The sequence below is a fragment of the Phyllobacterium sp. YR620 genome (assembly GCF_900104165.1).
GTDB lineage: Bacteria > Pseudomonadota > Alphaproteobacteria > Rhizobiales > Rhizobiaceae > Phyllobacterium > Phyllobacterium pellucidum.
This window is the reverse complement of sequence record NZ_FNJP01000002.1, coordinates 330,264-342,888: the sequence shown is the minus strand read 5'-3', so window position 1 is coordinate 342,888 and position 12,625 is coordinate 330,264. Positions and strand designations below refer to the sequence as shown.

General features: G+C 61.1%; 12 protein-coding genes and 1 tRNA gene. 2 read left to right on the top strand and 11 right to left on the bottom strand.

Annotated elements, in window-relative coordinates:
- Positions 1-168: 168 nt before the first annotated feature.
- The 7 genes from BLR72_RS08455 to mepA all read right to left on the bottom strand — a co-directional run bounded on the left by BLR72_RS08455 (position 169) and on the right by mepA (position 6,593).
- Positions 169-253 (bottom strand) — tRNA-Leu (locus BLR72_RS08455).
- Between the two features lie 170 nt (positions 254-423).
- Complete coding sequence (locus tag BLR72_RS08450; protein WP_091947308.1) at positions 424-1,044, bottom strand: 2,3-bisphosphoglycerate-dependent phosphoglycerate mutase; 621 nt, start codon at positions 1,042-1,044, stop codon at positions 424-426.
- Between the two features lie 24 nt (positions 1,045-1,068).
- Entirely contained in the window at positions 1,069-1,902 is an 834-nt protein-coding gene (gene dapB, locus BLR72_RS08445; RefSeq protein ID WP_091947305.1) for a 4-hydroxy-tetrahydrodipicolinate reductase, read from the bottom strand.
- Positions 1,899-3,728 carry an ABC transporter ATP-binding protein gene (locus BLR72_RS08440; protein WP_091920622.1) on the bottom strand — a complete coding sequence of 610 codons (1,830 nt, stop codon included), beginning with the start codon at positions 3,726-3,728 and terminating at the stop codon, positions 1,899-1,901. The genes dapB and BLR72_RS08440 overlap by 4 nt, the downstream gene beginning before the upstream one ends.
- 194 nt (positions 3,729-3,922) lie before the next feature.
- Entirely contained in the window at positions 3,923-4,951 is a 1,029-nt protein-coding gene (locus tag BLR72_RS08435) for a glucokinase (RefSeq protein WP_091947302.1), read from the bottom strand.
- Positions 4,952-5,030: 79 nt separating this feature from the next.
- The gene (locus BLR72_RS08430; RefSeq protein ID WP_091947299.1) at positions 5,031-5,459 is read right to left on the bottom strand and encodes a methylglyoxal synthase; all 429 of its coding nucleotides are present in this window, start codon (positions 5,457-5,459) and stop codon (positions 5,031-5,033) included.
- 114 nt (positions 5,460-5,573) lie between these two features.
- Positions 5,574-6,593 (bottom strand): penicillin-insensitive murein endopeptidase, encoded by a 1,020-nt coding sequence (gene mepA, locus BLR72_RS08425; RefSeq protein WP_091920618.1) that lies wholly within the window; start codon positions 6,591-6,593, stop codon positions 5,574-5,576.
- 125 nt (positions 6,594-6,718) lie between these two features.
- Between mepA and BLR72_RS08420 the strand changes: the two genes are divergently transcribed.
- Positions 6,719-7,759 carry a zinc-dependent alcohol dehydrogenase family protein gene (locus tag BLR72_RS08420; RefSeq protein ID WP_091947296.1) on the top strand — a complete coding sequence of 347 codons (1,041 nt, stop codon included), beginning with the start codon at positions 6,719-6,721 and terminating at the stop codon, positions 7,757-7,759.
- A 9-nt stretch (positions 7,760-7,768) separates the two neighbouring features.
- On the opposite strand, the gene BLR72_RS08415 is transcribed toward BLR72_RS08420, so the two are convergent.
- From BLR72_RS08415 to BLR72_RS08405, 3 genes are read right to left on the bottom strand one after another with little or no spacing between them, the layout of a single operon-like run.
- On the bottom strand, positions 7,769-8,638 hold the full coding sequence (locus BLR72_RS08415; RefSeq protein WP_091920615.1) for an SDR family oxidoreductase: 870 nt from the start codon (positions 8,636-8,638) through the stop codon (positions 7,769-7,771).
- On the bottom strand, positions 8,638-9,780 hold the full coding sequence (queG, locus tag BLR72_RS08410; protein WP_091947293.1) for a tRNA epoxyqueuosine(34) reductase QueG: 1,143 nt from the start codon (positions 9,778-9,780) through the stop codon (positions 8,638-8,640). The genes BLR72_RS08415 and queG overlap by 1 nt, the downstream gene beginning before the upstream one ends.
- 50 nt (positions 9,781-9,830) lie before the next feature.
- Positions 9,831-10,523 carry a glutathione S-transferase family protein gene (locus tag BLR72_RS08405; RefSeq protein WP_027230842.1) on the bottom strand — a complete coding sequence of 231 codons (693 nt, stop codon included), beginning with the start codon at positions 10,521-10,523 and terminating at the stop codon, positions 9,831-9,833.
- A 173-nt stretch (positions 10,524-10,696) separates the two neighbouring features.
- On the opposite strand from BLR72_RS08405, the gene BLR72_RS08400 reads away from it, so the two are divergent.
- A complete protein-coding gene (locus BLR72_RS08400; RefSeq protein WP_091947288.1) occupies positions 10,697-11,503 on the top strand; it encodes an undecaprenyl-diphosphate phosphatase in 807 nt (268 codons plus the stop codon).
- 38 nt (positions 11,504-11,541) lie between these two features.
- Here the strand turns inward: BLR72_RS08400 and BLR72_RS08395 are convergent, their stop codons facing one another.
- Positions 11,542-12,510: a complex I NDUFA9 subunit family protein gene (locus tag BLR72_RS08395; RefSeq protein WP_091947285.1), complete on the bottom strand. Its 969-nt coding sequence runs from the start codon at positions 12,508-12,510 to the stop codon at positions 11,542-11,544.
- Between the last annotated feature and the right edge of the window lie 115 nt (positions 12,511-12,625).

The window sequence follows — 12,625 nt, the reverse complement described above, 5'->3', positions numbered from 1 at the left end:
GTCACGCTATGAGATATAGCGATTTAAGATGGCTGGGTAAATGCGCAAACGGTTCAAATAGCCGCGACGGTGCTCCAAGGTGGCTCCGATCGCTTGGGTCAGAAGCCCAACGTCGGCCTTAACGACATCGAACGGCCAAATGTCGAATGAAATTGAAATATTGGGAAATGGTGCCCAGAAGAGGACTCGAACCTCCACGCCTTGCGGCACACGGACCTGAACCGTGCGCGTCTACCAATTCCGCCATCTGGGCAGCGGGGTCTCATGTAAGGGGCAGCTTTGAGTCTGTCAATCCATTTAGAGCGCTTCGCGTTTAAATAGAACGCGTTGTGCAATTTCGCGCCCTTTGCGCCTCGTTGGTGCCGAAAAAGGCCGGCGCCAGCGCCAGCCTTCGCTAATCACAACAGGGCGCCTCGAGACCGCTTAGCCCGCCAGCACTTCCTTCGAGGCGACCGTCGAGTCCGCATTCAGCTTGTAAACGATCGGAACGCCCGTCGCGAGTTCCTGCGAGACGATCTCTTCGCCCGTCAGGCCGTCAAGCGCCATGATCAGCGCCCGCAGCGAGTTGCCGTGGGCGGCAACGAGAACGGTCTCGCCACGCAGGACATGCGGCTGCACGTCGTGCAGGTAATAGGGCCATACACGCGCGCCGGTATCGCGCAGGCTCTCGCCTCCGGGAGGCGAAACGTCATAGGAGCGACGCCAGATATGGACCTGCTCCTCGCCCCATTTGGCGCGGGCATCATCCTTGTTAAGACCGGAAAGATCGCCATAGTCGCGCTCGTTCAACGCCTGATTGCGAATGGTATCGAGGCCTGTCTGTCCGACTTCTTCCAGAATATGGTCGAGCGTCGCCTGCGCGCGCGAAAGAACCGACGTATAGGCGATGTCGAATTGCAGGCCTTTCGCCTTCAGGCGCTTGCCCGCTTCGATCGCTTCCTTGTGGCCGAGTTCCGTGAGGCCCGGATCGCGCCAACCGGTGAAAAGGTTCTTCAAATTCCATTCGCTCTGGCCGTGGCGGACAAGGACGAGGGTTCCGGACATGGGATTACTCCTGTGAGACAAGCGTTATGGGTTGAGGCCGAGCACGTCGAGCATTGAATAGAGGCCGGGTTTGCGGCCCTTACCCCAGAGCGCCGCCTTGATGGCGCCGCGGGCGAAAATGCTGCGATCCTCAGCGTGATGCGATAGTGTGATGCGTTCGCCAGGTCCGGCGAGGATTACCGAATGGTCGCCGACCACCGAACCGCCGCGAAGGGTGGCAAAGCCGATCGCGCCAGCCTCGCGCGGGCCGGTGTGGCCATCGCGAACCCGCACGCTGTGCTGGCCGAGGCCGATATCGCGGCCATCCGCTGCAGCCTCACCCAGAAGCAGCGCTGTGCCTGACGGCGCGTCGACCTTGTGCTTGTGATGCATCTCCAGAATTTCTATGTCGAAATCGTCCGAGCCGAGGGCCTTTGCCGCCTGCTTGACGAGAACGCTGAGAAGATTGACGCCAAGGCTCATATTGCCGGACTTGATGACGACCGCATGGCGCGCGGCTGCGTGGATCTTGGCATCGTCGTCAGCCGAGCAGCCGGTCGTGCCGATTACGTGGACGATACGCGCCTGGGCCGCCAGCTCGGAAAATTCAACTGTGGCGCCTGGGGTGGTGAAATCGAGGACGGCCTCGACGCCGACAAATACACCCAGCGCATCGTCGGTCACTTCGACGCCAAGGGTCCCCACGCCGGCAATCTCACCGGCGTCGCGGCCGATATGCGGCGAGCCGGCCCGTTCCACTGCGCCGGCGAGAACGGCGCCGGGTGTCTCGTTGATAAGACGGATGAGCGTCTGGCCCATGCGGCCGCCGGCGCCGACCACGGCAAGCTTCATCGGCGTGGCGGGCTGTTCGGCACTCATGTGGCGGTTCCTGTGATTTCTGCGGGCTGCAATTCGGTATCGTCGATGATGGGCGACTCTTCCTTGCCTTGCAACTGGTAGAAACGCGCGTAGACGCCGTTCGGAATGGCAAGGAGGCTGGCGTGCACGCCCTCCTCGACCACGCGCCCGGCCTCCATGACGACGATGCGGTCGGCATTGACGATTGTCGAAAGCCGATGCGCAATAACGATCGTCGTGCGGCCGCGCATCACATAGTCAAGCGCCTGCTGCACGCGTTTTTCGGATTCATTGTCGAGCGCCGAGGTCGCTTCGTCGAGGAGAAGGATCGAGGCGTTGCGAACGATGGCGCGGGCGATGGAAAGGCGCTGGCGCTGTCCGCCGGAAAGGTTCGCCCCGTTTTCGCCGATCTCGGTGCCGTAGCCTTGCGGCTGCCGCCGGATGAACTCGTCGGCATTGGCGAGCTTTGCCGCCTCGATGACTTCGTCGTCTGTGGCATCAGGGCGGCCATAGCGAATATTATCGGCGATCGTACCCTCGAAGAGATAGGGCTGCTGCGACACATAGGCGATCGATTGCCGCAGCGAACGCTTGCTGACATGGGCGATATCCTGCCCGTCGATGAGGATGCGCCCGCCGTCTATGTCATAGAAACGCTCGACAAGACCGAACAGCGTCGACTTGCCTGCTCCCGAAGCGCCGACGATGGCGGTGGACTTGCCGGCTTCCGCCGTGAAGCTGATTCCGTGCAGGACCGGGATTTCTCCATAGCTGAAACGGACATTGTCGAACTTTACCTCGCCGGAGGGCACGGTGATCGGTACCGCGCCAATGCTGTCGGCCTGTCGGGGCTCGATGTCGAGGATTTCGTAGATCATGCGCGCATTAACGAGTGCGCGCTCGAGCCCGACCTGGACCCGTGCGAGACGCCGCACCGGATCATAGGCGAGGAGGACCGCGGTCATGAAGCCGAACATTGCGCCGGGTGGCTCCGCATTGAGAACGGCGCGGTAGCCGGTATAGGCGATCATCGAGGCGATCGCGAGGCCGGCTATGAGGTCGGTGATCGGCGTCAGCCGCTCTTCGACGCGTGCGATCTTGTTGGAGCGCTCCTCGGCGCGGTTGATCAGGGTCGTCACCTTGCCGCGCAATTGCTCTTCCATCGTGAAGGCCTTGACGATGGTAATCCCCTGCGTCGCTTCCTGCATGGCGCCGAGAAGATGCGAGTTCAGCGTCACCGACTCGCGGTGGATGCTACGCAGGCGCTTTGTCAGGTACCGGACGGTGAGCAGCACCGGCGGCCCGATCAAAAGGGCAAAGAGCGAGAGCACCGGGTCGAGATAGATCATGCTGCCGACCATCGAGACGAGGGTCGGAATATCCTTGCCGACTGTGGTCACGATCAGCTGCAGAAGGTCGCGCACGCCTGAAATGTTCTGGTTTATCCGCGCTGCAAGCTGCGCCGAACGATTGTCATGGTAGAAATCGAGCCCAAGACGCATAAGCTGGTCGAAGATGCGGCGCTGATAGCGCGCAACGATATTGTTGCCGATCTTCGCCATGTAGACCGAATAGATATAGGTGGCGACACCGCGAATAATGAAGGCGGCAAGCACGCCGAGGCTGATCGGGATGATCAGGTCCGCACGTTGCTCGTAGTAGATCTTGTTGATCACATCACGGAAAATGATCGCGACGAAAGCCATGGCGCCGGCCGTCGCCAGCATGGCAGGCACCGCGACCGCATACGACCCGCGCTGTTCATAAAGGTTCTCGCGCAGAACCCTTCCGATGACGCGGCGCGCCTCGTTCATATCGATCTTTTTCTTCTTGGTCTGACCATCCATGCAGGCGGCAACTCGCTGGTACAAAAAGACTTCCCGGCAAGGGAAGACCCTTGCCGCTGAAATTGTCCCTATAGCCTTATTGATCCGCCTTGCCTATCGGTTTTGGGCCTCGGCACCGCGTCTGGGCGCCGAGTGTTGCCATTGTGCTGCGGCCTCCGCCTCCCGTGCGGTCGGCGCGAGAGCCACGAGGCGGTTCAGTCGCGGCGCCAGCGGCGTCCTTCGGTCGAGACGCCGAAACGGGTGGGCGTCCGGGAAAAGGCAGAAAGTCCGCTCAGCGCCGCCAGGGGATGAGTGATGATATAGACCGGGGTTTCGCGCAGGATTTCGCCGTGCGGCGCCTTGTCCTCGAAAGCCTTGCGGAACGCGGGATCCTTCAGCGGCTGCACGATCTTCTGCACGATGCCGCCGGCAAGATAGACGCCGCCACGTGCCATGAAGGTCAAGGCGAAATCGCCGGCAAGGCGGCCGAGATAAATGACGAAAAGCGCCAGCGTTTCCTTGGCTTCGGGCGATTCGCCTGAAAGCCCTGCGGCGGTGATTTCCGCCGGCGTCTGCAGCGTCGCGTCGGTGCCGCTTACCTTGCAGATGGCCCGGTAGATATTCTGAAGTCCGCGACCGCAAAGCAATTGCTCGCCGGAAATGCGCCCTTCGATGTGTTCGACATGCGGGAAGATTTCGAGGTCGCGCGCCGTGCGCGGTCCCATGTCCACGTGGCCGCCTTCGCCAGGCACCGGAACCCAGCTATTGCGCGAACGCACCATGCCGGCGACGCCGAGCCCGGTTCCGGGTCCGAGAACAGCCCGGCTGCCATGGGGGTCGCCCGCGCCGCCGCCAAGCTTTTCGAGGTGCTTCGGCTCGAGGGAGACGACAGCCAGCGCCTGCGCTTCGAAATCGTTGAGCACGGTAATGTCGCTGAGACCGAGGGTCTCCATCATCTGCCGCGGCTTTACGACCCAGGCACAATTGGTGAGGTCGATCTCGTCGCCTTCTACCGGACCGGCGATGGCAAGCACAGCGGAGCGGGGCTGGATCGACGTATGATCGAGAATGGCATTCTGGATCGCCTCGTCGATTGTCGGGTAATCCGCGGTCTGTATGATCGGGAATTCCTTGGGTTCGGCATTGGCATCCACCAGTATCGCAAAGCGCGCATTGGTGCCGCCGATATCGCCGACCAGAATCGGAAATTTCATGATGTGGTCGGTATCTGCCTGTGTCACCATATCGCTTTCCTCGCGTCGCCCCTTCTTGAGTATGACCATTGGATCATACGCTCTTAGCCTTGTCGCTGCACGCTTGCGCTCAAGTGGCGCTCGCCGCAGTGATTGTGTTGTCTGCTGCGTCATCACGCAGCAAGCCTCGTTTTTGCACCAGAACCTCGGCTGTTGCCCGGTTCAATGCCATTGGAATGTCGTAAACACTGCCGAGTCGCATCAGGGCCTTCACATCGACGTCGTGCGGCATCGGTGACATCGGGTCGACGAAGAAGATGAGCCCGTCAATCTTGCCTTCGGCAATAAGCGCGCCGATCTGCTGGTCGCCTCCGAGTGGTCCGCTTTTGACGCGGCGGATAGTGAGGGATGGGCACGCTTCCTGGATCAATCCGCCGGTCGTGCCCGTGGCAACGATTTCACACGGTGCCAGCAGCTTTTCGTAGGTGCGGGCGAACGCCACCATGTCGGCCTTTTTCTGGTCGTGAGCGATCAGCGCGAGGCGGAAAGGCTGTGTCATCAAATCTCTAACTTGGGTCCGGCCCTAAATCGATTGAAACCCTATACTCAATTCATGACAGCATGAAAAGGCCGCAGTGAAAAAAGACCAGCATGCAGCGGAAGACGATCCGCCTCAGGGCTTCTGCCCGGGAACCGGTACGTCCTCGGGCAGCGTCTCATCGTCGGGCGCATAGGCTGCGGCGGGAGCGGCAGCCTTGGCCGGCGCAGCGACCGTACCGCCGGCGCCATAGGTAACCTCAGCGGCGGAATTCGGTCCGGGTGCATTGAGCACCTGCGCGCAGACCTTGGGCAGATCCGAAAGCATCATGACGCGCGGTTTGACCGGCTTGGCCGGCTCGGGCTTTTTCTTCCACGGCTCGTCTGTAAACCACCAGGCGAGCGGCTTGCCGCAACCGTCATCGATGCCGGTCGGCTCCTGCGGCTTGCAATTGGGCGATCCGGCTTGGCATTTAATGCGGATATGGAAGTGGTAATAGTGCCCCCAATAGGGACGGATCTTTGCCATCCAGCTGCGATCGCCCTGGACGGTGTCGCAGAGCTTCTTCTTGATGCCCGGATGGACGAAAATCCGCTCGACCTCCGGATAGCTCGCCGCACGCTTCAAAAGGGCGGCGCGGGACGCCGACCACTTGTCCGGATCGACGAAGAGCGTGTCGCCCTTGAGCATCGATGTGGCCTCGACAGTTTCGCGCTCCTGGTTGGTGAACCGGCGCTTTGGCATCGGGGTCAACCAGACGTCGGCATCGAGCCCGACCTGATGTGAGGCGTGGCCGGTGAGCATGGGACCGCCGCGCGGCTGAGAAATGTCGCCGACGAGCAGGCCAGACCAACCATCCTTGGCCGCGGCATCGCGCGACAAGCGCTCCAGCAGGCTGATCATTCGTGGATGGCCCCAGCGCCGATTGCGCGACAGGCGCATCACCTGCCAGGTCGGCCCGTCGACCGGGAGGGCCACACCGCCCGCAAGGCATCCTTTGGCATAGAATCCGTCCGATTGCGGCGCACCGAGCGTCGGCAACGGCTGCGCGCCGAACAATTGCTTGGCCGGACCGTCTTCTGCAATCGCCCCCGCTGTCATGCCGAGTGAAACGAGCGCGCCGAATATCAGGCGCAACAGGACTTTGGGTGTCATAATCGCTATCCCACAGGTGATCCCGGTAAATTTGCGTCGAGGATCGGGGCTTTATGATGGCCAGATTCGCCGCCAAGTCGCAATATGCGATCGGATCCACACTCTGATTCGAAGGGGTACTTACTATGCGAGCTGTCATCTTCGAAAAGTTCGGCGAGACGCCGCGCGTTGCAAACGTCGCCGATCCACGCCCGGCGGATTCCGGCGTGGTCATAAAGGTCGAAGCCACGGGTCTTTGCCGCAGCGACTGGCACGGCTGGATGGGGCATGACGCGGACATCGTCCTGCCGCATGTGCCGGGTCACGAACTTGCCGGAACCATTGCGGCAGTCGGCAGGCACGTGAAGCAATGGCAGATCGGCCAGCGCGTAACAGTGCCGTTCGTCGGCGGCTGCGGTCACTGCTTCGAGTGCAATTCCGGCAACCATCAAGTCTGTGAGAACCAGTTCCAGCCGGGATTTACCGCCTGGGGTTCATTTGCCGAGTTTGTCGCTGTCGACTATGCCGATACCAACCTGGTCGGCTTGCCGGATTCTCTCGATTTCGCGACGGCGGCGAGCCTTGGCTGCCGGTTCGTCACCTCGTTTCGCGCAATCGTGGATCAGGCCAGGGTCAAGCCCGGCGAGTGGGTTGCCGTGCACGGCTGCGGTGGCGTCGGGCTGTCGGCGATCATGATCGCCACTGCCATGGGCGCCAATGTCGTCGCGATCGATCTTGCCGACGAGAAGCTCGCTTTTGCGAAGGCGCTGGGTGCTGTCGCCATTGTGAATGGCGCCGAGCGAAGAGACGTCGTTGGCGCCGTCCGTGAAATCACCAAGGGCGGCGCGCACGTCTCGATCGATGCGCTCGGTCATCCATCGACCTGTTTCAACTCCGTCGCCAATCTGCGCCGCCGCGGCCGGCACGTGCAGGTTGGACTGATGCTTGGCAACCATGCGCATGCACCGATCCCGATGGACAAGGTCATCGCGCATGAACTTGAAATCTATGGCAGCCACGGCATGCAGGCGTTCCGTTACAAGGCGCTGATGGACATGCTCGAAACCGGCAAGCTCGCACCACAGAAGTTGATCGGCAAGGAGATCACGCTCGACGATGCTCCTGCCGCCCTGATGGCCATGGATCGCTTTGAGGGCACGGGCATCAATGTGATCACGAAATTCTAGCGGCCCGCGTCAGCGCCAGCTGTCGCCCCGCCACATGGCTGAAAAGGCGGTTCCATAGTCCGGGTAGCGGAACGTATAGCCCAGCGCCTTGATCCTGGCATTGGAGACGCGTTTGTTCTCGCCGTAGAAGGAACGCGCCATTGGTGTGAGCGGCGCTGTCTCGAAGTCGGATTCCTCGGGCGGTTCGACGCCCATCAATTCGGCCGCGTAGGCGACCACGTCTTGCGGTGGCGCCGGTTCGTCATCCGTAATGTTGAAGATGCCGCCCTCGTTGCGGGTCGCGAGAAAGCGGAGGGCCCCGGCAATATCGTCGACGTGAATACGGTTGAAAACCTGTCCAGTCTTGTTGAGCCGGCGCGCGGTGCCGTTCGAGAGATTGACGAATGCATTGCGGCCCGGCCCATAGATGCCGGACAGACGCAGGATCGCAAGCGGCACTTCCCGCCGGTTCGCGAGCTCCTGCCAGCCTTTCTCCGCATCGACGCGCTCGACAGACCGGGCGGAGACCGGGTGGCATGGCGTCGTTTCATCAACCCACGCGCCCCCATGATTGCCGTATACGCCCACCGTCGAGAGATAGCCTATCCATTGCAGCTTCGGCATCCCGCGCGCAATGGTGGGCGCGAACTGGGCCAGTACCGGATCGCCGCTTTGGCCCGGTGATGTCGAAACGGCGATATGGGTTACGCTCGCCAGCGTATCGACGATTTCCTGCGAGGCATGGGTCCCATGGAAAAGATAGGGCGTTATGCCGTCCTGCTTAAGCGCGGCGAATTTGCTCGCGTCACGCGTCGTCCCGCCGATAAAGTCCGCTTGACCGGCCATGATCCTAGCGAATGCGCGTGCCGAATATCCGGCCCCGAAAAGAAAAATCTGCATTATTGATTTTTCACAGCATTCCGCCATTCGGTCAAGACGTCCAGGTCGTTCTCATGAGCTGCGTGGCGCATTCGCAAGGCCGAAAGTGGTCCCGGTTCCGAGAGTTCGCCGAGCGCCCACACCGCCGCGCCCCGCACCAGCGGCGAAGGGTCGGCGAGATGCGCTTCCACGCGTTCGATGAGTTCCGACCTGCCCGAATTGCCGCTGGCGATCAGGACGTTGCGGATGAAACGATCGCGGCCGATGCGCTTGATTGGAGAACCGGTAAAGAGTTCGCGAAATGCCGCGTCATCCAGGCCAAGCAGCGAGCCGAGACCAGGCGACTTCAGATCTTCGCGCGCCTTCAACTTCGCCTCGCGCGCACTTTCGGCAAACTTGTTCCAGGGACACACGGCAAGGCAATCGTCGCAGCCATAAATCCGGTTGCCCATCGCCTTGCGGAATTCCGGCGCGATCGGTCCCTTGTGTTCGATCGTAAGGTACGAGATGCAGCGGCGCGCATCGAGCTGATAGGGTGCGGGAAAAGCCTGCGTCGGACAGGCATCGAGGCAGGCGCGGCACGACCCGCAATGGTCGGAGTCGGGCTCGTCGGCGGGAAGTTCCGCCGTCGTGAAAATCGTGCCCAGAAACAGCCAGGAGCCGTGGCTCCGGCTGACGAGATTGGTGTGCTTGCCCTGCCAGCCGATGCCCGCGGCTTCGGCGAGCGGTTTTTCCATCACCGGCGCCGTATCGACGAAGACCTTTACGTCCGCGCCTGCCGCGCGCGCAACGAAACGGCTGGCGATGCCCTTGAGCTTGCCTTTGATGATGTCGTGGTAGTCACGGTTTTGCGCGTAGACCGATATGGCCGCCTTGTCCCGTTCTTTGAGAAGCTCAAGCGGATTGCTGTCGGGCCCGTAATTCATGGCGAGGACGATAACCGAGCGCACCTCGGGCCATAGCGCGTCTGGGCGCGCCCGCCTGAGTGCCGTTTCCTCCATCCAATCCATCGTGGCATGGCGGCCGAGCGCCAGGTACTGGCGGAGCCGTTCCTCGGCTTGCGGAATGGCGTCGGGACGCGTCACCGCAACGAGATCAAAGCCGTGCGCACGGGCCTCATCGATGATGAACTGTTTCAGTTTATCCGGTTGGCCGGCACGCATCTGGCAAAGTCCTGTGGACCCTTGAACTCGCAAGCTTGCAGCGGTTTGCCTCAGAAATCCAGATCGCCATAATGCGATGCAGGTGGAAGTCCGCGCACGCGGTCGGAAAGCAAAGGCCGGAACGACGGGCGCGATTTCATGCGCGTGTACCAGTCGCGTGCGGCCTTGTATTCGGCCCATTTGATCTCGCCAAGGTAATCAAGGATCGAAATCGATGCTGCAGCTGCCATGTCGGCATAGCTCGGCGTTGGACCGGCAAGCCAATTGCGCGTCGCCGAAAGCCAGTCGATATATTTCATGTGCTGCGTGATGTTCGAGCGGGCCGCGCGGATGGCGGTGGAGTCGGGAGCGCCGCCGCCCTGTTCGGCCGTCATGTGCAGTTTGAAGATGCGCTCGCGCGCCATATGGCGCGTTACTTCGTTTTCGAGTTTCGACAGGAACCAGTCAATCAGCCGGCGCACTTCGGCGCGGTTCAGCGAATCTTCCGGAAACAGGCGGCGGCTGCGCTTCAGCGCGCCGCGCGTCTCATCGATATATTCGGCGATTACGGAGGCCCCCGAGATCGGCACGTCGCCTTCGGCGAGGAGCACCGGTAGTGTCCCGGCGGGATTGAGCGCCAGGAATTCCTTGCGTCGCGCCCAACTGTTCTCCTCGATCAGTTCCGCCTCGATGTCATATTCATTGAGGATGAGGCGCGCATAGCGTGAGCCGGTGGACATGGGATGATGGAAGAGCGTCAGCATCTTTGTAAGCGGATCTTTCAAACTGGCATTTTATTCGGCGTCGTCGTATTTCTCGGCACCGCTTTGAGTCTGCGCCCAAAGCTATAGGCGCAAGCGCTGCATGAGACAAGTAAACACGATTTCACCAATAGCCGGTTACCAACCGCTCCCGGCGCCGTCATGAAAGCGATATCATGGAATCACAGACGATTGTCGAAGCCCTTTTCCTTGGTCTGCTGGAAGGGTTAACAGAGTTTATACCGGTCTCGTCAACCGGCCATCTGTTGCTCGCCGGGCATTTCCTCGGCTTTGAATCAAACGGCAAGACCTTCGAGGTTTTGATCCAGCTCGGCGCGATTCTGGCTATCCTCACCGTCTATTTCAGCCGTCTCCTCAAGATCGCACGCGATCTGCCGAGCGATCCGAAGACGCGCCGCTTTGTCGCCGGCGTGCTTATCGCTTTCCTGCCCGCCGTGGTCATCGGCGTTCTCGCGCATGACCTGATCAAGACCGTGCTGTTCGAATCGCCGATGCTCATCTGCGTTATGCTGATTCTTGGCGGCCTGATCCTGCTCTGGGTCGATCGCCTCGAACTGAAGCCGCGCTATACCAACGTCATGGATTATCCACTGTCGCTGTGCTTCAAGATCGGGCTGATCCAGTGTTTCGCCATGATTCCGGGAACGTCGCGTTCGGGCGCCACCATCGTCGGCGCGCTGTTGCTCGGAGCGGACAAGCGTTCGGCGGCGGAATTTTCGTTCTTCCTTGCCATGCCGACCATGGCGGGCGCGTTCGCCTATGACCTCTTCAAAAACCGCCATATCCTGACCTTCAACGATGCATCTCTCATCGTGGTCGGTTTTATCGCAGCCTTCATTTCGGGCGTCTTCGTGGTTCGCTATCTGCTCGACTACGTGTCACGCCACGGTTTCGGCCTGTTCGCCTGGTGGCGTCTGGTCGTTGGAACGCTGGGCCTCGTCGCACTTATCCTCATGCGCTGAGACGGCGGGACATCAAGGGGTCTCCCGTTGCGGGCGACCTAGGCGGGCTTCTGCGCTGAATACTGCCCGTGGACGCGGAAGCGCCAGAGATAGGATGGCAGGATAATCTCGACTGTTTCCGGCTGGATCCCGAGGCCCTCGAGAGTACGCCCCTCTGCCTTGGCGGCATGCGACACCACATTATCCTTTTGCAGCAACAGAACCTGGTCTCGCGTCAGCATCGGGTTGGGGAGCATGCCCATGATACGCCCCTGAAGGCGGGCAACCCAGAAGGGAAGCGAGACGAACCAGCGCTTGCGGCCGATCACGCGCAGGACAATGTCGAGGCACTGCCTGAACGTCAGCACTTCATTGCCGCCAAGTTCATAGGTCTCGCCGGGCTTCAAGGTCCCGTCGACGGAGCGCGCAATAACCTCGGCAACATCGCCGACATAGACCGGCTGAAACTTGGTATGTCCGCCCCCGATCAATGGCAGGAACGGCGACAACCGCGCCATATTGGCGAACTTGTTGAAGAAATTGTCCTCAGGGCCAAAGACGATCGACGGCCGGATGATCACGGCGTCCGGCAGAATATCGCGCACCGCAGCCTCGGCGCGGCCCTTGGTGCTGGCATAGGCGGAGTGTGACTTCGGGTCGGCACCGAGGGCCGACATATGGGTCAGCGGAACGCCCGCCGCACGGCAAGCCTCGGCGACGGCCCGCGCGCCAAAATCATGCACCGTGCCGAACTTTTGATTGCCGCCTTCGAACAGGAGACCAACGAGATTGATCACATGGTCCGATCCCGCGACGGCGCGATCCACCGACCAGCGATAGCGCAGATTGGCCTGGACAGCCTGGATCTGGCCGACGCCGCCGAGGGGCTGCAGGTGAAAGGCGAGTTCAGGATGACGGACCGCGACGCGAACCCGATAGCCGCGCTTCGTCAGCGCCCGCACGACATAACGACCAATAAAGCCGGAGCCTCCAAAAACGGTGACGAGTTTTGGCTTGGTGATTGTCATCGAACGCTCCTATGGGAATGAAACTGCGGCCGCATATTTCCAAGCTGTTTACTGCCTTTTTGGATGAAGGCAAAGGGTCGTTGCGCCGCATTCTTCGCGGCGCGTTGCCGCGCTC

Bases quoted from the DNA above. Each gene is read 5' to 3' on its own strand.
- BLR72_RS08435 (WP_091947302.1), bottom strand. From the start codon at position 4,951: ATGGTGACACAGGCAGATACCGACCACATCATGAAATTTCCGATTCTG.
- BLR72_RS08395 (WP_091947285.1), bottom strand. From the start codon at position 12,510: ATGACAATCACCAAGCCAAAACTCGTCACCGTTTTTGGAGGCTCCGGC.
- dapB (WP_091947305.1), bottom strand. From the start codon at position 1,902: ATGAGTGCCGAACAGCCCGCCACGCCGATGAAGCTTGCCGTGGTCGGC.
- BLR72_RS08420 (WP_091947296.1), top strand. From the start codon at position 6,719: ATGCGAGCTGTCATCTTCGAAAAGTTCGGCGAGACGCCGCGCGTTGCA.
- mepA (WP_091920618.1), bottom strand. From the start codon at position 6,593: ATGACACCCAAAGTCCTGTTGCGCCTGATATTCGGCGCGCTCGTTTCA.
- BLR72_RS08450 (WP_091947308.1), bottom strand. From the start codon at position 1,044: ATGTCCGGAACCCTCGTCCTTGTCCGCCACGGCCAGAGCGAATGGAAT.
- BLR72_RS08400 (WP_091947288.1), top strand. From the start codon at position 10,697: ATGGAATCACAGACGATTGTCGAAGCCCTTTTCCTTGGTCTGCTGGAA.
- queG (WP_091947293.1), bottom strand. From the start codon at position 9,780: ATGCGTGCCGGCCAACCGGATAAACTGAAACAGTTCATCATCGATGAG.
- BLR72_RS08405 (WP_027230842.1), bottom strand. From the start codon at position 10,523: ATGCTGACGCTCTTCCATCATCCCATGTCCACCGGCTCACGCTATGCG.
- BLR72_RS08440 (WP_091920622.1), bottom strand. From the start codon at position 3,728: ATGGATGGTCAGACCAAGAAGAAAAAGATCGATATGAACGAGGCGCGC.
- BLR72_RS08415 (WP_091920615.1), bottom strand. From the start codon at position 8,638: ATGCAGATTTTTCTTTTCGGGGCCGGATATTCGGCACGCGCATTCGCT.
- BLR72_RS08430 (WP_091947299.1), bottom strand. From the start codon at position 5,459: ATGACACAGCCTTTCCGCCTCGCGCTGATCGCTCACGACCAGAAAAAG.